General features: G+C 42.2%; 16 protein-coding genes. 9 read left to right on the top strand and 7 right to left on the bottom strand.

Annotation, left to right across the window (positions count from 1 at the left end; translation table 11 throughout):
* Positions 1-6 precede the first annotated feature (6 nt).
* From RMZ41_RS23460 to RMZ41_RS23445, 4 genes are all read left to right on the top strand, one after another.
* Positions 7-732: a pyridoxine 5'-phosphate synthase gene (locus tag RMZ41_RS23460; protein WP_322643040.1), complete on the top strand. Its 726-nt coding sequence runs from the start codon at positions 7-9 to the stop codon at positions 730-732.
* A gap of 235 nt (positions 733-967) precedes the next feature.
* Positions 968-1,687, top strand: a complete 720-nt coding sequence (locus tag RMZ41_RS23455; protein WP_322643039.1) for a SnoaL-like polyketide cyclase — start codon at positions 968-970, stop codon at positions 1,685-1,687.
* A gap of 65 nt (positions 1,688-1,752) precedes the next feature.
* A complete protein-coding gene (locus tag RMZ41_RS23450) occupies positions 1,753-2,082 on the top strand; it encodes an MgPME-cyclase complex family protein (protein ID WP_322643038.1) in 330 nt (109 codons plus the stop codon).
* A gap of 268 nt (positions 2,083-2,350) precedes the next feature.
* Complete coding sequence (locus RMZ41_RS23445; RefSeq protein ID WP_322643037.1) at positions 2,351-2,995, top strand: hypothetical protein; 645 nt, start codon at positions 2,351-2,353, stop codon at positions 2,993-2,995.
* 111 nt (positions 2,996-3,106) lie between these two features.
* Here RMZ41_RS23445 and RMZ41_RS23440 read toward each other — a convergent pair whose 3' ends face one another.
* The 3 genes from RMZ41_RS23440 to folD form a co-directional block, all read right to left on the bottom strand.
* The gene (locus RMZ41_RS23440; RefSeq protein ID WP_322643036.1) at positions 3,107-3,568 is read right to left on the bottom strand and encodes a divergent PAP2 family protein; all 462 of its coding nucleotides are present in this window, start codon (positions 3,566-3,568) and stop codon (positions 3,107-3,109) included.
* Positions 3,569-3,839: 271 nt separating this feature from the next.
* Positions 3,840-4,772 carry a geranylgeranyl diphosphate synthase CrtE gene (crtE, locus tag RMZ41_RS23435; RefSeq protein ID WP_322643035.1) on the bottom strand — a complete coding sequence of 311 codons (933 nt, stop codon included), beginning with the start codon at positions 4,770-4,772 and terminating at the stop codon, positions 3,840-3,842.
* A gap of 221 nt (positions 4,773-4,993) precedes the next feature.
* Positions 4,994-5,872 (bottom strand): bifunctional methylenetetrahydrofolate dehydrogenase/methenyltetrahydrofolate cyclohydrolase FolD, encoded by an 879-nt coding sequence (gene folD, locus RMZ41_RS23430; protein WP_322643034.1) that lies wholly within the window; start codon positions 5,870-5,872, stop codon positions 4,994-4,996.
* Positions 5,873-6,222: 350 nt separating this feature from the next.
* Between folD and RMZ41_RS23425 the strand changes: the two genes are divergently transcribed.
* The 3 genes from RMZ41_RS23425 (at position 6,223) to RMZ41_RS23415 (ending at position 8,400) form a co-directional block, all read left to right on the top strand.
* A complete protein-coding gene (locus tag RMZ41_RS23425; protein ID WP_322643033.1) occupies positions 6,223-6,696 on the top strand; it encodes a hypothetical protein in 474 nt (157 codons plus the stop codon).
* Positions 6,697-6,717: 21 nt separating this feature from the next.
* Positions 6,718-7,152 (top strand): NUDIX hydrolase, encoded by a 435-nt coding sequence (locus RMZ41_RS23420; protein WP_322643032.1) that lies wholly within the window; start codon positions 6,718-6,720, stop codon positions 7,150-7,152.
* 147 nt (positions 7,153-7,299) lie between these two features.
* Positions 7,300-8,400, top strand: coding sequence for an AI-2E family transporter (locus RMZ41_RS23415; protein ID WP_322643031.1), 1,101 nt, complete (start codon positions 7,300-7,302; stop codon positions 8,398-8,400).
* Between the two features lie 38 nt (positions 8,401-8,438).
* Here RMZ41_RS23415 and RMZ41_RS23410 read toward each other — a convergent pair whose 3' ends face one another.
* The 4 genes from RMZ41_RS23410 to aroF all read right to left on the bottom strand — a co-directional run bounded on the left by RMZ41_RS23410 (position 8,439) and on the right by aroF (position 16,422).
* The gene (locus RMZ41_RS23410) at positions 8,439-9,821 is read right to left on the bottom strand and encodes a sensor histidine kinase (RefSeq protein WP_322643059.1); all 1,383 of its coding nucleotides are present in this window, start codon (positions 9,819-9,821) and stop codon (positions 8,439-8,441) included.
* Between the two features lie 557 nt (positions 9,822-10,378).
* Complete coding sequence (locus tag RMZ41_RS23405; RefSeq protein ID WP_322643030.1) at positions 10,379-13,633, bottom strand: efflux RND transporter permease subunit; 3,255 nt, start codon at positions 13,631-13,633, stop codon at positions 10,379-10,381.
* Positions 13,634-13,680: 47 nt separating this feature from the next.
* Complete coding sequence (locus RMZ41_RS23400; RefSeq protein ID WP_322734330.1) at positions 13,681-15,057, bottom strand: efflux RND transporter periplasmic adaptor subunit; 1,377 nt, start codon at positions 15,055-15,057, stop codon at positions 13,681-13,683.
* Between the two features lie 495 nt (positions 15,058-15,552).
* On the bottom strand, positions 15,553-16,422 hold the full coding sequence (aroF, locus tag RMZ41_RS23395) for a 3-deoxy-7-phosphoheptulonate synthase (protein WP_322643028.1): 870 nt from the start codon (positions 16,420-16,422) through the stop codon (positions 15,553-15,555).
* A gap of 889 nt (positions 16,423-17,311) precedes the next feature.
* Here aroF and RMZ41_RS23390 point away from each other — a divergent pair.
* Both RMZ41_RS23390 and RMZ41_RS23385 read left to right on the top strand, forming a co-directional pair.
* The gene (locus RMZ41_RS23390) at positions 17,312-17,806 is read left to right on the top strand and encodes a hypothetical protein (RefSeq protein WP_322643027.1); all 495 of its coding nucleotides are present in this window, start codon (positions 17,312-17,314) and stop codon (positions 17,804-17,806) included.
* 132 nt (positions 17,807-17,938) lie between these two features.
* On the top strand, positions 17,939-18,634 hold the full coding sequence (locus RMZ41_RS23385) for a pentapeptide repeat-containing protein (protein WP_322643026.1): 696 nt from the start codon (positions 17,939-17,941) through the stop codon (positions 18,632-18,634).
* Positions 18,635-19,251 lie beyond the last annotated feature (617 nt).

Raw genomic sequence — 19,251 nt, 5'->3', positions numbered from 1 at the left:
TTTGGGGTGCCTACACTTGGCGTTAACATTGACCACATTGCCACCATCCGGCAAGCACGGCGGACGGTAGAACCAGACCCAGTAGCGGCGGCGGTGCTGGCAGAATTAGCGGGTGCTGATGGAATTACGGTGCATCTGCGCGAAGACCGACGGCATATCCAAGATCGGGATGTGCGGATATTGCGGCAAACAGTGCGATCGCATCTTAATCTAGAAATGGCCGCAACAGAAGAAATGCTAGCGATCGCACTCGATATCAAACCAGATTACGTGACTTTAGTCCCCGAAAAGCGCGAAGAAGTCACCACAGAAGGCGGACTAGATATTATCGGTCAAATTGCTAGAATAGGTGAGATAGTCGATAAATTGCAAAGCGCTAACATTCCAGTTAGTTTATTTATCGATGCCGAGCCAGCACAAATTGAAGCATCTGTCAAGGTACAAGCGCAGTTTATCGAACTGCACACCGGACAATACGCTGAGGCTAAAGATGAAACGAATCGCCACCGAGAATTAGCCATATTAGCTAAAGGTTGTGAACAAGCGATTCAAGCTGGATTACGAGTCAACGCCGGTCACGGACTCACCTACTGGAACGTCTATCCGGTGGCTGCGCTTCCAGGCATGGAAGAACTGAACATTGGTCATACCATCATCAGTCGGGCAGCATTAGTAGGTATAGAAAGGGCAGTCCGCGAGATGAAGCAAGCTATAACAGGGAATGGGGCATAGGGAATTGGGGATTGGGCATTGGGGATTGGGAATTGGGAATTGGGCATGAAGAAGAGACAAGGTAGACAAGAAAGAGGAGGGAGACTTGGGAGAGACTTATTCAGTAATTCCCCCTTATCCCCCTTATCCCCCTTGTCTCCTTGCCCCCTGCTCCCTGCCCCCTGCCCAATTCTTAAAAGAGGGGTTGTCACTGCGAAATCTAGAAATTGGGATCAAATCTTCAGCAAAGACTTCTATGAGCGCAACACAATCTAACAACCTGCCACTTTGGGTACAAGATAGAGATAAAGTGATAGTAGAAAGTACTGATGTCGAGTGGCGCTATCAGACACCGCCTGATTATTCTCGTTCCAAAGAGAATCTCGCCCAAGAAAGTATCTATAATCACCTTGAAGGTACGCTGGAAGCGATCGTGCAAAACTTGGTAAGAACCTTTGAGATGGAGGTATCTTTCAAAGCTAACCCGCAACAGTGGTTATCTATTGTCAATGAACAGTTTCGCGTCAGTACCAACGGCGGAGTAGAGTATACCGCAGCAGATTTATCCGCTCAAGGTACTTACAACTTATTTATGGCTGATTCAGAGCATTACAAAGCTTCAGAAGAAAGCTTTGAATCATCCGCAAAAGTCTTCCACACAACATTTCCTAAAGGATTTCCTTGGGAAGTGCTGGAAGTTTACTCAGGGCCACCAAATGTCACATTCAAATGGCGGCATTGGGGACATTTTAACGGAGAATACAAAGGCCATGCACCTACTGGAGAGACAGTAGAAATTATCGGTATGAGCATTGCCAAAGTTACCGATGACTTAAAGGTTATTTCCTTAGAACACTACTTCGACAATAATCTGTTCTTGGAAAAGCTAACATCTGGTGGCAAACAGACAAATGCTCAAAAATCGGGAAGTGCTTGTCCGTTCAGTTCTTGGTTCAAGAAATCCCGTAAGAGTTAGTTCATAAGGGTACAGAATGTAGTACTGTGCCCTTACATGATTCACAAAGCAACCAAAGGATGAAAATGCAAACATACTATTACGTTTTGGCAAGTCAACGCTTTCTTCTCCAAGAAGAACCCATACACGAAGTTATCAAAGAACGCACTCGTAACTACCACGAACAAGAAAAACAAATAGATTTTTGGTTGGTTGAGCAACCAGCTTTTTTGGAAGCACTTCAATTTGCACAAATCAAGGCAAAGTGTCCTCAACCATCAGTAGCAATTATTTCTACAAATCCTCAATTTATTACTTGGTTAAAACTGCGTTTAGAGTATGTCATCACTGGAGAATTCCAAGCTCCTTCTGAGGCAATACCAGATGCTTTAGCATCGCTTGCTACCGTATCTTAATGAATTAGGCATGGGGCATTGGGCATTGGGCAATCATAAATAGTTCTTATTCCCCATTCCCAATTCTCAATTCCCAATTCCCAATTCCCAATTTTCTTTGGTAAGAATAAAATATATTTTGTAACAGTCCTTCTATTCCCATACTGAAGTAGCTAGGTTTTAAGCTTTTTTCTTATAAAATCTTCTAGGACACCTTGATTTACATAATCTAACTTTTGTGCATAGATTTCAGACTTTACCAAGTGTTTTAGGATTAGCGATATCTACGATGAGCTTCGCTTACGCAGGGTTGATTGGTGGGATGAGTTCTGTTTTTGCCCAAAAAGCTATTCCTGCTTGTCAACCACCGACTTCGGGTGAGTATCTTTTATTAGTAGTCAGTCCCACAGCAGATAATCAAAAACAGTTGCGTAGTGCTTTACCGCCTGAACTAAAGACCATTACCTGCAAATATCTTAATGAAACTGTGACGCGGATAGGGGGCTTTAAAAAAATTGATGATGCCAATCGATGGGCAAGGTATGTAAGTAATATTGTTGGCTTGTCTGCCATTATCACTACTCGACCGACAACGGCAGATGTGCAGCCACCGCAACAGGCATCACAACAGGCACAACGACTGCAACAGCCACCTCAGCAAACAATTAACTATAATCCTCAAGCATTAGGAGAGGGTTATGCAGTGCTGGTAGATTATTACAATCGCCCTGAACTAGTAAATAACGTACAGCAAGCAGTAGGAGGGAATGTAGGTTTCGTTTCTTATGGACAACGCCCTTACTTACTGGCAGTTTATACCACGAACCAAAGTGAAGCATACAATACATTACAGAAGCTGAACAATGGCGGTTTTGTTGCCAGCATAGTAGATAGTCGCAAGGTGATTCTGCTACGCTCAACTGTGCGGTTGTAGTGATATTAAGTTTTCTAAAATACTGATGCGTTCTACCAATTTGGTAATTTGTCAGTTGACAAATTACCAGTTCCCAATTAAAAATAGTCACTCAAACAAGGATTCATTGCCCTAGTTTAAATAAGCAAAGCTAGCTAACCAACAGATAGTTATACCCAAAGCCGATCCAGCTATTACCTGAACTGGTGTATGTCCCAATAATTCTTTCAGACGGTCTTGGCTAAAGTCTGGTTTTTCATGAAATAATTCATCAATCATTTGATTGAGAATACGAGCTTGCTTACCAGCTGCTTGGCGAACTCCGGCTGCATCATACATGACAATGATGGCAAAAACCATAGCAAGGGCAAAATCAGGAGATGCCCAACCAAGTGTTTGCCCTACACCAGCCGCTAAAGCTGTAACTAAAGCTGAATGGGCACTGGGCATACCTCCGGTTGTCACCAAAACACGAATATTCAGTTTACGATTTTTGATGATTTCGACTACGAGCTTTAATGCTTGAGCAATAAAACAGGCTGCCAGAGCAACCAGCAGCACCCGGTTGTCTAAAATGTTGCCTATGTCCCGCATGTTATTTTGGTTAGGTTAGTAAATATTAGCAGCAGTTGTTGGTTGAGGAAACATTTAGATTCAACCCAAAATCCAAAATTAACCTAGTACATCACGGTGAAAACAGATAAATTATTCAAAATTGCCAAAAAGCTAATCAAATAAGCTTTTTGAATTTTGAATTTTTAATTCTCCTGCGCGGAATACAGATAGAGAATGGTGTAAAGAAACCACTCGCTCCAAATCAATGTAACCCTTGCGGTGTAAAGATTTAGCATCCCGCAAAGCGTTGCTAATTATTACGGCTAATAATAAAATGAGCGATCGCTTGCAGTGGCTTGGCTCTGTCTCCAAATGGTTCTAATTCCGCACAAGCTACTTTAACTAGCTCTTGGGCTTTTAAGCGCGATTCTTCAAGTCCCCAAAGGCTAGGATAGGTCACTTTCTTAGCTTGTTGGTCTTTACCAGCTGTTTTACCTAATTGCTCTTTTGTAGAAGTGATATCCAGAATATCATCGATGATTTGGAATGCTAGCCCAATATTTTCAGCATAACGGGTCAGTCGCTGCACGTCTTCAGTTGATGCTCCAGCGATGATGCCGCCAGAAACTACGCAAGCTTCCAAAAGGGCGGATGTTTTGTGTCTATGAATGAAATTTAGCGTTTCTAGAGAAATATCTGATTTACCCTCACACTCTAAATCAACAACTTGACCACCGACCAAACCAGCTGCTCCCAGCGCCCGACCAAGACGAACAATTACTTGCAAGGTAAGCTCTCTGTTAACGCTTTGGGGGGTTTTAAGGGCAACAATCTCAAAAGCGAGTGCTAATAAGCCATCCCCAGCCAAAATGGCCACATCTTCGCCATAGACTTTATGATTTGTTAGCTTTCCGCGACGGTAATCGTCATTATCCATCGCTGGAAGGTCGTCATGAATCAAAGACATTGTGTGGATCATCTCCACAGCACAAGCTGTTGGCATAGCCATTTCGATAGTGCCACCCATCATTTCACAGGTAGCAAGGCAAAGAATGGGACGTACACGCTTGCCGCCAGCTAATAACGAGTAGCGCATCGCCTCATAAATCTTTTCTGGATAAATGATGGGGATAGCCTGATCTAAAGCAGTATCACAAAGCTTTTGTCGCTCTTTGAGATAGGCTGCTAAGTTAAATGTGGCTTCCTCTGGTGGTGTCTTTTGAACGTTATCAGTTGCTACCATTCTTCAATTCCTGACACTTGGGGATTTTTGTCTTATACGTCACAATTTTAAGGTGCTGTGGGGCTTAAAAAATGAAGAGTTGGGAATTAGGAGTTAGGAGACGCGATGAATCGCGTCTGTACAAAAGGTGGGAGTAGAGACGCGATTCATCGCGTCTGTAGAGGAGTTGAGTTTAATAATTCTTAACTTCTCACTTCTCACTCATAATTCCTCACTCTTTTTCATTTTTTTGTTGCTCTGGAATAGCTGGTGAATGTATTTTGCAATAATATGGCGACAGTCATAGGGCCAACACCACCAGGAACGGGGGTAATAAATCCTGCTACAGCAGCAGTAGATTCAAAGTCAACATCGCCAATTAAGCGGCTTTTGCCATTAGCATCGGTGACACGATTCATTCCCACATCTACCACAACAGCACCTGGTTTTACCATATCAGCAGCGATCAGTCCGGGACGACCTGCTGCTGCAATTAGAATATCAGCATTTTGGGTGATGGTTTTGAGGTCATGCGATCGCGAGTGAGCGATCGTCACTGTGGCATCAGCTTCTAGTAACATCAGCGCCATAGGTTTACCCACCAAAATACTGCGTCCCACCACTACTGCCTGTTTTCCCTGCAAAGGAATCTCATAAGCTTGCAAAAGCCGCATCACACCATCAGGAGTGCAGCTGCGTAAACCAGTTTCTCCCCGTACTAATCGCCCCAAATTGACTGGGTGCAGCCCATCAGCATCTTTATCGGGATCAATTTGATGTAACAGAGTCACAGCATCCAAGTGGTTAGGTAGGGGCAACTGCACCAGAATTCCATCCACCCGTTCATCGTTGTTTAATGCAGCAATTACCTTTTCTAACTCCCCCAGGGTAGTTTCGGTGGGAAAATGCTTACCAAAAGAGGCGATGCCAACTTTAGCGCAAGCTTTTTCTTTATTGCGGACATAAGCGGCTGATGCTGGATTATCGCCAACCATCAACACGGCCAAACCAGGGGGTCGTCCAATTTTAGGTTTTAATTGGGTAATGGCAACAGAAAGTTCTTGCTGAATTTTTGCTGCTAACGCTTTACCATCAAGGAGTTTGGCAGTTTTTGTTTCCATGAAAATTCCCAACTATAATTAATTCGTTTTTTGTCTAAAGTCTGGAATAGAAATATTTGCTAGTAAAGGGGATTGGGGACTGGGGATTGGGGATTAGGTGCCAAATCAAAAAATTTGGTGGTTGATCATTACTCACCAGCAAATTTTAAAAAACTTTTACCAGTCCTTAGTCCCAGAGAGTTGAAGGGTTGACTTTTAACTATTATTGTGTATTTGTTGATGTCGTAGCGTTTCTCTCAGAGTAAAACCATAATGCTTATTTTCTCAGATCAACGGCTTTATCTGAAGAATAAAGAGTTGAGAGCGTGTTTTTAAAACCGCAGAGAATATCATAGATGGGAACTGACCTAATGAAACTGGCGACAAAGCAAGCAGTGAAGCAAAAATTTGCTCAATCGGTGGCTTTCATGGAACAAACAAGAAATTTGTCCCTTTCGTTCTTGTACGGGCACAGTATTGTTCCCTATAGGCTGGGGTTGATTTTTTTATTGGTAATGGGACTTTGTAGTTGTGGTAGTTTAACCTCGTCTGGCTTGAATGGGACTAATTTTAAAATTGGTGCTAATGTCACCCCAATTCGAGAAATTAAACCAGAACAAGACAATAAGGCTACAGTTTACATCCAAGGAGAGGTGGAAAACCAAGCTCCTTTGATGAAGCAATGGGCTTATCAAATTAATGACTCGACTGGGAAAATTTGGGTTGTCACCAATCAAAAGAATTTGGCTAAGGGAGCGCAAGTCGTGATTAAAGGTAAAATTCGCTACCGAAGTATCCCTTTAGGTGGTAAAGAATTAGGGGAAGTTTATCTAGAAGAAGAATAATTAGCAATTAAAAATTAATATATGAACAATCAACCGGTGCATGTAGCGATCGCAATTTTATATCAAAAAAACCAGTTTCTCATGCAACTACGCGACAACATCCCCGGTATTCTCTACCCTGGTTATTGGGCGCTATTTGGCGGTCATGTCGAACCTGGTGAAACGCCAGATATCACAGTAAAGCGAGAAATTTTAGAAGAAATTGGCTACGATTTACCACCCTTTGCAGAATTTGGCTGTTATCCCGACGAAAGAGTTGTCCGTCATGTTTTTCACGCCCCCCTCTTGGTGGAATTAAATCAACTAGTTTTGAATGAAGGCTGGGATATGGGATTATTAACCACAGAAGATATTCACCAAGGTAACTGTTATTCGCAAAACGCTGGCGAAGTTAGACCTTTAGGAAATATGCATCGGCAAATTATGTTGGATTTTATGGAGAGAAGTAAATATTGATGGGAATTGGGCATTGGGCATTGGGAATTGGGAATTGGGAATTGGGAAAAATGAAGAATATTGCCTAATCCCCAGTCCCCAGTCCCCAGTCCCCAATCCCTACCTAGAAGCCAAAATAAAGTTATAACTCTTGTGGAGTCATCACTAATGCAATCAGCAAATAAACTGCCGCGATGGTTAACTATAGGATTGGCGTTTCCGATTATTATTCTCAATGGTTGGCTATTGCTCCAAGTTGTGCAGTATTTTCAACCCTTAATTAGTATTATTGCCGCCGCCATCCTACTCGCTTTTGTGTTGAACTATCCAATCCAGTTTTTGCAAGAACAAGGGGTAAAACGTAACCTAGCGATCGCAGGAGTCTTGCTTTTAACTGTGGTGATTTTAGTAGCTTTAGGTATTACCTTGGTTCCCCTAATTATCCAACAGCTTGTTGAGTTAGCCAATATTTTGCCTAGTTGGATTGATTCTGGGACTCAGCAGTTGCAAACTTTCCAGGATTGGGCGTTAAGTCAGCAACAGCTTCCGATTAATTTGAGCGGTTTATTTACCCAAGTTCTAGAACGATTATCTAACCAACTTCAGTCCTTCACTGGTAGAATTCTTGGTTTTGCCGTCGATACCATTGGTATTGTTCTCAACGTGTTGCTGGCGGTAGTCTTGACTATCTATCTAATATTAAACGGCGAGCCTCTTTGGGATGGAATATTTCAGTGGTTTCCTAATAACATTGGGTTAAGATTACGAGAGTTACTGCGAGAGGATTTCCACAATTACTTTATTGGTCAAGCAACCTTGGGAGCCGTGTTAGGGTTGACAATTACCCTGGCATTTTTGGCGTTGCAAGTTCCCCTAGCTTTACTTTTTGGTATCGGGATTGGTTTGTTTTCTCTCTTCCCCTTTGGTACTGGAGTTGGTATTGCCATAGTCAGCCTTTTGGTGGCATTGCAAAACTTTTGGTTAGGAGTTGAAGTGTTAGGTATAGCTGTTGCAATCGACCAAGTTAATTCTAATGTTGTTGCACCTCGAATTCTAGGTAATTTGACTGGTTTAAATCCTGTGTGGGTGGTAATTTCTTTGCTATTGGGAGCAAAGTTAGGAGGAGTGCTAGGTTTGTTAATTGCAATTCCTATTGCCAGTTTTATCAAAGATATAACAGATAGCTGGCGGGCTGGAGAGTTTAATAAAATAGATGATATCGTGTCAGAACCTGTTACGGTCAAGAGTGAGGTAGAAACTTATAGTTAAAATTAAATTTTCAACCTAAATTTTTCCGGTTTGTTTTTCTAAACAAGTTCAGAATTGAAGTTAACCGGAATTTTGATCCTAAATTCAGTTCCTTCGCCAGAAGCCGATATGCATTCCAATTGGCCTCTATGTTTTTCCACAATAATTTGATAACTGATAGATAAACCTAATCCAGTTCCCTTACCAATGGGTTTAGTAGTGAAAAAGGGATCAAACAATTTCTTCTGCAAACTCTCTGGAATTCCCAGTCCATTATCGGAAATACGAATAATTACTTGATTGTCATCAATAATTTGAGTCCGAATGCAAATTGTCCCTTGTTTTTTTACTAATGACGGATGACTAATGACAAATGACTCTTCTAGCGCATCAATAGCATTAGCCAAAATATTCATAAATACCTGATTGAGTAACCCTGCGTAGCACTCAACTTGAGGAAGATCGCCGTATTCTTTAATAATACTGATGTTTTCACTTATTTGGTGATTTTGGAGACGACTTTGTAAGATTACTAGGGTACTATCAATACCTTCATGGATATCAACTAATTTTTTCTCAGATTCATCAAGACGAGAAAAATTGCGTAAAGAAAGAATGATTTGCTCGATTCGCTTTGTACCTACCTGCATAGAAGTGAGAAGACGGGGGAGATCGGTAATTAAAAAATCTAGTTCAATTTGTGCGATCGCAGTTTTAATATCCGCTTCTGGTTCAGGATAACATTCTTGGTACAATCTAATAAGATTAAGTAGATTTTGGCTATATTCGATGGCGTGAACAAGGTTCCCAGCAATAAAGTTGACAGGGTTGTTGATTTCGTGCGCGATGCCAGCAACAAGTTGTCCTAATGCAGCCATTTTTTCATTTTGAATTAATCGCGTATAGTTTTGCTGAAGATCGTGAAAACCTGCTTTGGCAACTCTAGATTGTTCTTCTACCTGCTGTAACTGAAGGAGTGTTAATACATGAATTTGGGAGTAGACTAAGAGTAATTGATGGAAATCAATTAGCTTATATTTTCCAAATGTAGTTTTAACTAAAATCGGCTCGTAGGTAATTTGGGGCGGTCGTTGTAAAGCTATCTCAGTAGCTTTAACGATAGACATATCTTCAGAAATAGCTAATATCTCTGTCTGGAAAAACTTGTAAAGGATTTTAATCGGTTTTATAGAAAATAGTGCCAAACTGTAGGGATAGCTCATATACTCAAAAAATTTCCGCCGCGAAATCATCCCTATATATTCTTGATTATTATTGAGGATAATTCCTGGTAATAAAGGCTCTTGCTTAAAGAGCGTAGCTAAATCATTCCCTGGACACTCTATTTCAATCTCAACTTGCCAAGAGACTAATTCTTGCAAAGTTGATTCTAATCGCAAGTTTGACTCATTAGCATTTGTTGTACCACCAATAGTCAGCATACTCTCATGTGTTGATTGCTGAGGTAATATTTCTGGTAACATCATGAATACTCGTCTCTGTAATTTTAAAGTTTATCAATCTTTACAAACTTATTTTTCCCAAATTGATAACCAAAATTCACAGTATAGATGTGGAAATATAGAGTACTTCAGCGAATCTAATACTTTTATGGCTGCGTAGATGTTGAGTTGCCATTTATCTATCAAATAAGATTGAATAATAATTCAGAATTCTGTTTTAATAAAAAAAGCTTTATAGCACAATACAGTTGGGTTAAGGTTAGCAATCTTTGTAAAATTAATTCTTTTTAACTAACCACAGAGGTACAGATAACACAGAGAGAAGAAAGAGTTTTCTTAACCCAAGCGTATTGTTTGATATAAGAATTCGGTTTAATTTGGAGAAAATATATGTAGGATGTGAGTGCGGAGAGTACGGCATCAAATCCATGTTCATAGTACATTACGAACTCCGTTCTAACACAACGCCAGTTGCTACAACCGATATTGATTTTTAAGCAAGTTACACCTTATGTTTGGTATGCGAGTATTACAAATTATATTGGCTGTTTGCGCCAGTTACGTTTTTTCAACTTGGTTTGCCAAGACTCCATATAGGTGTAAAAAACAGGCGTTAAATAAAGTGTGAGGAACTGCGAGAACACTAACCCGCCAACTACTGCTAAACCAAGGGGACGGCGTGTATCTGCTCCCGCTCCCAAACCGAGGGCGATGGGTAATGTGCCCATCAGTGCTGCCATTGTCGTCATCATAATTGGACGGAATCTTACCAAGCAGGCTTCGTAGATAGCATCATAAGGTGTTTTACCGTTATGACGGGCAACGATCGCAAAGTCTACCATCATGATCCCGTTTTTCTTCACAATCCCGACTAGCAAAATAATCCCTACGAAGGCGTAAATATTCAAGTCAACTTGAAACAGCAATAGGGTCAGTATTGCCCCAAATCCCGCCGAGGGTAAGCTAGAAAGGATAGTTAGCGGGTGAATAAAGTTTTCGTAGAGAATCCCCAACACAATATAAATTACCAAGATGGCAACCAGCAGTAGCAATCCTAAACCCTGAATTGATGACTGGAATGCCTGCGCGGAACCTTGGAAACCTGTACTAATAGTAGGTGGCAATGTTTGACGGGCGAGTTCCTCAATTTTTCCAGTGACGTTACCTAATGACACTCCTGGCTTGAGGTTAAAGGAGAAGGTGACAGATGCCAGTTGCCCTTTATGGTTGATAGTTAAGGGGCCTACATCTTTGCTCAAGGTTGCGACAGCGTTGAGAGGCACAAGTTGTCCGCTAGGCGCACGAACTGAGAGTAAATCTAGAGCGTTGGAATTTTGCTGATATTTTGGTTCCACGCCCATAATTACTTGATACTGGCTATCGGGGGCGTAGATAGTGGAAACTTGGCGAGTACCATAAGCATTACTCAGGGCAGTTTCGATTTGATTAGCGGTCAAACCTAAAGCCGAAGCTTGGTCGCGGTTGATGTCTACTTTTATTTGTGGATTTTTGATTTGCAAATCACTGTTGACATCTTGCAAATCTGAGAGCGATCGCAATTTCTCTTCTAAAGCTGGAGCGTACTGGTAAAGTTCCTGGATATTGGGACTTTGTAGAGTAAATTGATACTGGGCTTTTGTTTGTTGCCCACCAACATTAATCGCTGGGGGATTTTGTAAGAATACCTTAATTCCAGGCACAACTGACAACTTCGGTCGGAGTTCCTGCACAACTTCGTCAGCACTGAGACGGCGTTGAGAGCGGGGTTTGAGTTCGATTAAAAGTCTTCCAGCATTGGCAGAAGCATTTGGCCCGCCAGCCCCGACGCTAGAGTTGATGGAATCGACATTAGGATCGCGGTAAGCGATCGCAGCTACAGCCTGTTGATGTTTTACCATCTCATCAAAGGATATATCCTCTGATGCCTGAGTTGTTGCAGTAATTTGTCCAACATCTGCGTTGGGAACAAACCCTTTCGGCACAATTATAAATAAATACACTGTCGCTAAAAGAATCGCTCCCGAAATCACCATTGTTGTGCGGTGATATTTGAGTGATTTCTTCAAACTCCAATCGTATCCGCCCAATATCACATTAAAAACGTTTTCCGAAAAGTTGTAGAGACGACGGTTGAAATTTTTGATTCGGGATTGGGGACTGGGGATTGGGGACTGGGGATTGGGGATTGGGGACTGGGAGTTAACAATTTCTCTCTCTCTCCCTTGTTCCCCTGTTTCCTCACTTTCTTGTTCATGATGAGGTGGACTCAAAAAGCGGGAACAAAGCATTGGTGTCAAGCTGAGGGAAATTACACCAGATACCAAGATTGCAACGCTGATGGTAACGGCAAATTCGCGGAACAGTCGCCCTAGAATGCCTTCCATAAACAGTATCGGGATGAATACTGCTACCAGAGAGATGGTCATAGATAAAATTGTGAAACCAATCTCTCTAGAACCATTTAGGGCTGCTTCCATCCGGCTTTCGCCCATTTCCATGTGGCGGACAATATTCTCTAGCATGACTACGGCATCATCTACCACGAAACCTACTGAAAGGGTCAACGCCATCAGTGACAGGTTATCGAGCGAGAAGCCCAGTAATACCATGACTCCAAAAGTCGCTACGATCGAAAGCGGTACTGCCAAACTGGGAATAACTGTAGCAGAGATATTGCGAAGAAATAGAAAGATTACTAGCACTACCAACGCGATGGTGAGCAATAGTGTGAATTGTACATCATCTACCGATTCACGAATTGACTGGGAGCGATCGTAGAGAATATCCATGTTCACAGCCGCCGGAATCTGTTTCCGAAAGCTGGGTAGGAGTTTCTTGATTGCATCCACGACATGAACAGTATTAGTCCCCGGTTGGCGCTGAATTGCCAGAACGATCGCCCGCACGCCAGAATTTTGGACTTTGGATTTCTCCCCTACGCCTTTACTCTCCTTCTTGACAGGAAAATACCAACTCGCAATCTTATCATTTTCTACGCTATCCAGAACTTGACCGAGTTCGCCTAACTGCACTGGTGCGCCGTTTTGATAAGCCACACTTAAAGAACGATAGCTGGCGGCATCGTTGAGTTGACCGTTTGCTTGGATTGTAGAATTCTGCTGTTGCCCGTAAAGTGTCCCTGTAGGGAGATTGACATTTCCGTTAGCGATCGCATCAGCTACTTCATCTATTCCTATACCTTTGACACTCAGCGATTCCGGGTCAACCTGAATTCGTACCGCGTATTTTTGGGAGCCAAATACTTGCACTTGGGCGACTCCATCCACCATTGATAGACGTTGTGCTAGTAAGGTTTCCGCGTACTTGTCTACAGTTGAAAGGGGCAAAATAGACGAATTAAGCGAGATGTAAAGCACTGGCTGATCCGCCGGATTTACCTTTCGGTAAGATGGCGGATTCGGCATATTCGTAGGTAACTGCTTTGCTCCCTTAGCGATCGCAGATTGCACATCTTGGGCTGCACCGTCAATATCCCGATTCAGGTCAAATTGCAGTGTTAGCTGTGTAGTCCCCAAAGAACTCGTTGAGTTCATCGAACTCAATCCCGCAATGCTTGAAAACTGCTGTTCTAAAGGGGTTGCGACTGAAGCAGCCATTGTTTCTGGACTAGCCCCCGGCAGGTTAGCTGTTACCTGGAGTGTTGGATAATCCACATTAGGCAAGTCGCTGACGGGTAGCTGTTGATACCCGATCAGCCCAAATATTAAAATGCCAACCATAACTAAGGTTGTCATGATTGGTCGCCGGATGAATACCTCGGAAATGTTCATCTTAGTAGTGAGTCATTTGTCATTGGTCATTTGTCATTGGTCATTTGTCATTTGTCATTTTTTCTATCATCTCTGCTCCCCTGCCCCCCTGCTCCCCTGCTTCCTACTTCCGGTTTTACTTGGACTGTCGCACCAGGCACTAAGTTGAATTGTCCATCAATAACTACTTGTTCGCCTGATTTCAACCCTTGCTTAATCACCGTTTCGTTGCCAACGGTATCGCCTACGGTAATCGGCCGCATTTCTGCTGTTTTGTCGGGTTGAACTACATACACAAACTGCCCTTGTTGTCCACTCTGTATTGCTTGTGAAGGGACAGTAATAGCATTTGGTTCTTCGCTCAGTTTGAGGACTACATTTACAAATTGTCCCGGAAACAAGCGATCGTCAGCGTTGGCAAAAGTACCCTTAAGTTGAATCGTACCTGTTTGGGTATTAACTCCACTATCGACAAAGGTTAGTTCGCCTCGTACCGGATGCCCTGGATCTTTGGGAGGTAAAGCATCAACTTCTAACTTGCCGTTATTAGCACTGTATTTTTTGATATCTGGCAGCAGTCGCTGGGGAATGGAAAAGTTGACGTAAATCGGATGAATTTGGCTGATTGTAATCAGAGGATCGTCAGCATCTGCCTTTACCAAGTTGCCTTGATTTAGCTTCAGGCTACCCGTGCGTCCAGCAATTGGCGAATAGATAGAAGTATAAGAAAGCTGAACTTTGGCATTATCGATCGCAGCTTCATCTGCTGCTACAACCGCCTGGGCATTTTGTACATCTGCTTGGGCTGCCGCCACTGCTGCTTGAGCATTTGCTACTCCCTCTCGATCTGCTGTCACCGTTGCCTGTTGAGCAGCAGCAGTAGTCTGATATTGTTCGGACTGTTCTTTACTAATTGCCCCTTGCTTCAGCAAGCTAGCATAACGTTGAGCTTGCACATTTGCATTTGTTGCTTGGGACTTATCCTTAACTACATTCGCTTTCGCCTGGTTCACTTGGGCAATAGCTTTTAGCACATTTGCCTGTGCCTGTTTCACCTGAGCCAAATCTTTAGCCTTGGCAGCATTCGCTTGCATCAGCGCGGCTTGTAGAGGGCGAGAGTCTATTTTAAATAACAAGTCTCCTTTCTTAACGTTTTGCCCTTGCTGAAAATAGACTCCAGTAAGTTGTCCGCCAATTTGAGACTTGACAGATACTGTAGAATATGCTTCAACTGTCCCTGTAGCCGATAGCTGTATTGGAATCGTTTTTTGAGTCGCAGTGGCAACCACCACTGGCACAGCCCGTTTTTTTCCTGCTTCTTTTCCACTTGATTCGGCTTCGGAAGCACTACAGGCACTACATAAGTAGGCTAGACTTAAAATAAGTAGCGAAAACCGCCCTCTTTGAATAATGCTCTGAAAATAAGGAACAGTTTGAGTAGTCAAGAACAAAGGCTTTATCGTCTGAACAAGAGCTAAACAGCGCATATCAACAATCTGGGGGAAAAGGGAAAGCACAGACACGTACTAGCTTGTCGTTAGACATCGAATTCTCCGCAAAATGGTTGGTTGCGATTAATTCTAATTAGATAAGCAGAATGTTAGCGAAACTAAGCATTAGTGTACTAATAATTGCTTCGTTCGCCTACCCCTTTTAGGAAGAAATTGTTGTTAAGCTCTTGTGACTTTTGTACTAAGACTTTGTGACTTTTATACTATAGCTTCGTGATTTTATTTTACAAAAGCGTAGTTTACCGCCGTAGGTATGGCAGTTTGTCGTTAAGCCAAAATAAATATTTTGACTCATCCCACGGCTACAAAAACATCGCCTGTCTTTCCGTCATCCTCCTGCAAATGGTTGTTTTCATAAAAAGCCGTGCAAAAATCGAAGTTATTAGTACCAATGACTAATGACTAATGACTAATGACTAATGACCAAATTTAAGCAGCACAAAAAATCGGGGCAGGTGATAAACCCGCCCCGGAATTTGATATATTGCGCCCAACGGCTGTTGCTACAGGCTTTAAACTATCAACTAAACGCACCATATCTTCTAAAGAGAGTGCTTGACGGGCATCAGAAACAGATTTTTCTGGTTCTGGGTGACATTCAATAATTAATCCATCTGCACCGCAAGCGATCGCAGCCCTAGCCACAGGTGCTACTAATTCCCGTTTACCGACAGCATGGGAAGGATCTACAATCACAGGCAGGTGAGTTATTTGTTTGAGTGCTGCTACAGCCCCTAGATCTAGGACATTGCGAGTGTAATCATCGAAACTGCGGATACCTCTTTCGCACAACACCACATCAGGATTCCCGTGGCTGAGGATATATTCAGCAGCCATGACGAATTCTTCAATAGTCGCTGCTAAACCACGTTTGAGCAGTATTGGTTTACCAGCTTGTCCCAAAGCTTTGAGCAAATCGAAATTTTGCATATTGCGGCTACCAACTTGAAGCATATCAGCGTAGGCGGCGACTACTTCAATTTGAGAAATTGACATAACTTCGGTGACAACTGGCATATTGTAATGCGATCGCACCCTTGCCAAAATCCTCAATCCTTCTTCACCCATACCTTGGAAAGCGTAGGGAGAAGTGCGGGGTTTGTAGACACCGCCACGCAAACCCTGTACCGATGCAGTAGATAGCTTTTGGGCGACAATCTCCATTTGTTCTAAGCTTTCAACGGTACAGGGCCCGCCAATAATTACTAATTCTTCGCCCCCGAAAGCGACTTTTTCTGAAATTTCAACGATTGTCTGGTGCTTCGGATGAGATTGTGCAGCAAGTTTGGCATTAATCATGATTTAATTCTCCTGAAAAGTTAGTTAGGGATTGGGAATTGAGAATTGGGAATTGGAATTGGTTTTCTCCCTGCTCCATTCCCAAATAACAACAAAAAAGCCCGGAACCTTGAAGAGTTCCGGGCGCGTTCTGATTCATCGACATGACGCTACTTACCCGGAACTTACTCTGGGCCAAAAGTAAAAGCCATAAAACCAGCTACTCAAATAAGTCATGACGATGAAATTCTCCTTAAAACAACAAAAACCGCAGAGTTTTGCTCTGCGGTTCACCGGGCGGCTTCCATTAGGAAACTCGATTCACTCCCGGTGAACCACCCTAAACCAAAAATAAAAGTACGAATTTATGTTAAGCATTTACGGGGCTTTTGCTGGAAAATTTAATAGATATACGTGCTTTAGCTAGCATAACAGGAAGAGTAGGCGGTGTCAAGACCCCAACAAACTATAAAAAAGCGATAGACTCAGTACAAATGTAGGAGTGAAAATCAGCGTTGTAGGTGCAATAACCTGTCTTAAGATGCTTTGCATCTATATAATAAATCGTCCCTAAGACAGATATGCTTTTTCAATTAATCTAACCTGTTCTTTTCTGTGAATGCGTAACTCCTGAAAATATATACGGCAGCTTGCTTTTTATATAAGGTACAAAATGCAGAACTCACGCATCATTCATATATAAAGAAAGAGTTTCTATCTTCTGCCTCCTGCCTCCTGCCCCCAACCCCCAACCCATAGCTTTGTACTTCATGCAAAAAAACTGCTGTAATTCTCCTGACTTGTCATCTTACCTTGCGAAAGCTAATTGCAGACAATTGAGAATCGCCATACATTATTGTTACCCAAGTCCCATTAACCAAATAAACTTTTTAGGATTATCAGTTTCATTATGCCCAGTTCCAAAATCTTAGCCCAATCTTTCGACTATTATGGAGTTTACCCCTGCCCAGTCTGTCGGATAGGTAAGATTTCTCACATGCCATTGATGGAAGCGATGGCTTGTGACTTTTGCCAAGAGATTTTTACAGTCAATTTAGAGCTACAGCAAATTAAGATGCCTTCTAGACAACCACCCTTAACTTGGCGTTGGAGTGGGTTTAGCTGGACTGAAGGCCAGTTGGAAGGTGTAGAGTTAGGTTGGGGTTATGGAGTAGCAGCAGCAATTTTTGTAATTCTTCCCACTACTTTAATCGGCATAGTAGCTTACTATTTTCCTGCTGACCTTAAGGAACCTATTACCTGGATGCCATATATTTGGACGATATTAACTTTTTTATCACATTTATCAATTATTGTTTGGATTGTTATTGAAATTTATCAGATTCCAGTTGCAGCATATTTAAGAGCGATCGCTCGCTGGAGAAATCGGGAGATGGGAAGATGAGGGGGCAGGGAGCAGGGAGATAAATTAATGACAAATGACAAATGACGAATAACAAATGATAAATGACAAAAGATGCAGCGAATACATGGCTCCATCACTGATAATTAAGTTGATTGTCCACCAAAATATCGTATGAGCGATCTGGAGCGGTACTATAGAATTTTGGAATTAGAGCCTGGGGCAACACTTGAGGAAGTGAACCAGGCTTACAAAGATTTAGTCTTTGTTTGGCATCCCGATCGCATTCCTAAAGAAAATCTCCGTTTACAGCAGAAAGCACAAGATAAGCTGAAAGCCATAAATGAAGCTCGTGAAAAGTTGCGCTCTCTAAAAACCAAACATCAAACCACATCTAATTCACCTTCACCATCACCTCAATACCAAACACCATCACCTCAATACCAAACATCATCACCTCAATACCAAACACCATCTCAACCAACCCAGCCACCACCAAAGCAAAACTCAGACTTGAGTGGCAAAGACTACAGTCGGGCAAATTTGAGCAACAAAGATTTATCTGGCAGAAATCTGAGTTATGCAAACTTAAGCGGTGCTAATCTCAGTGACACTTTTATGCACAAAGTCAACCTTAGAGGGGCAAATTTATCTGAAGCAAATTTATTTCGGGCAAACCTGCTTTTAGCGGATCTCCGAGAGGCGAATTTACGCGCTGCTAATTTGATTGGAGCGGATCTCAGTGGAGCCGATTTGCGAGGAGCCGACTTGACAGGAGCGCGGATTCGTTCGGGTGAGCGCCTTTTGGTTAAACTAATTGGTGCAAATTTAGCTGGGGCAATTATGCCTGATGGCGCAATTTATCAATAACCGAGGTGGCGCTACGACACAGAGTAAGGTGGCACAGGTGTGCTACCTGATTTTTTAATACGGTTCGGTTAAAGGGGAAAGGGAAAAGGGGAAAGGTTTTAAATACATCCTTTACCCTTTTCCCGCAAACCCATTCCCCAGACCACAAGGAAAATGAAAAATGCTTATCCGAACCGTATGGGAAGTACTTCCATAAGTAATGCTGTGCTGTTGCTTTGCGTTTAAATGATAAATTGCGATCGCCTTTTTTTTAGTAGAAGTACCTAGATTGACACGCATAAGTAATGCTGTGCCGTTGCTTTGCGTTTAAATGATAAATTGCGATCGCCTAGTCAGTTTTACGGGAACACAATATAAAATCTTTAGTCATTAAGCAAGTACAGATTAAATATTTAAGGCTTGACTAAGAAGTTAGAAGTCAAAAATTAGAATTAATTTAAGGAAAAATATCGTTAATTGTAGACTGCTAAATATTTTATTTAGTGAGGAAAATTTGTGCTTTTTCTTCAGCAGCCATAGATCAATTACGTATTTCTTCTAAATCACGATTCTGAATTTACTTTAGAGACTTCTATAAGTAATTCAGTTCAATTCTAATTACCTAAACTCAATATGCA

Source organism: Nostoc sp. DedVER02, assembly GCF_034530675.2.
Lineage (GTDB): Bacteria > Cyanobacteriota > Cyanobacteriia > Cyanobacteriales > Nostocaceae > Nostoc.
Note: the sequence above shows the minus strand (reverse complement) of the source record. Positions and strands in the feature narration are given on the sequence as shown.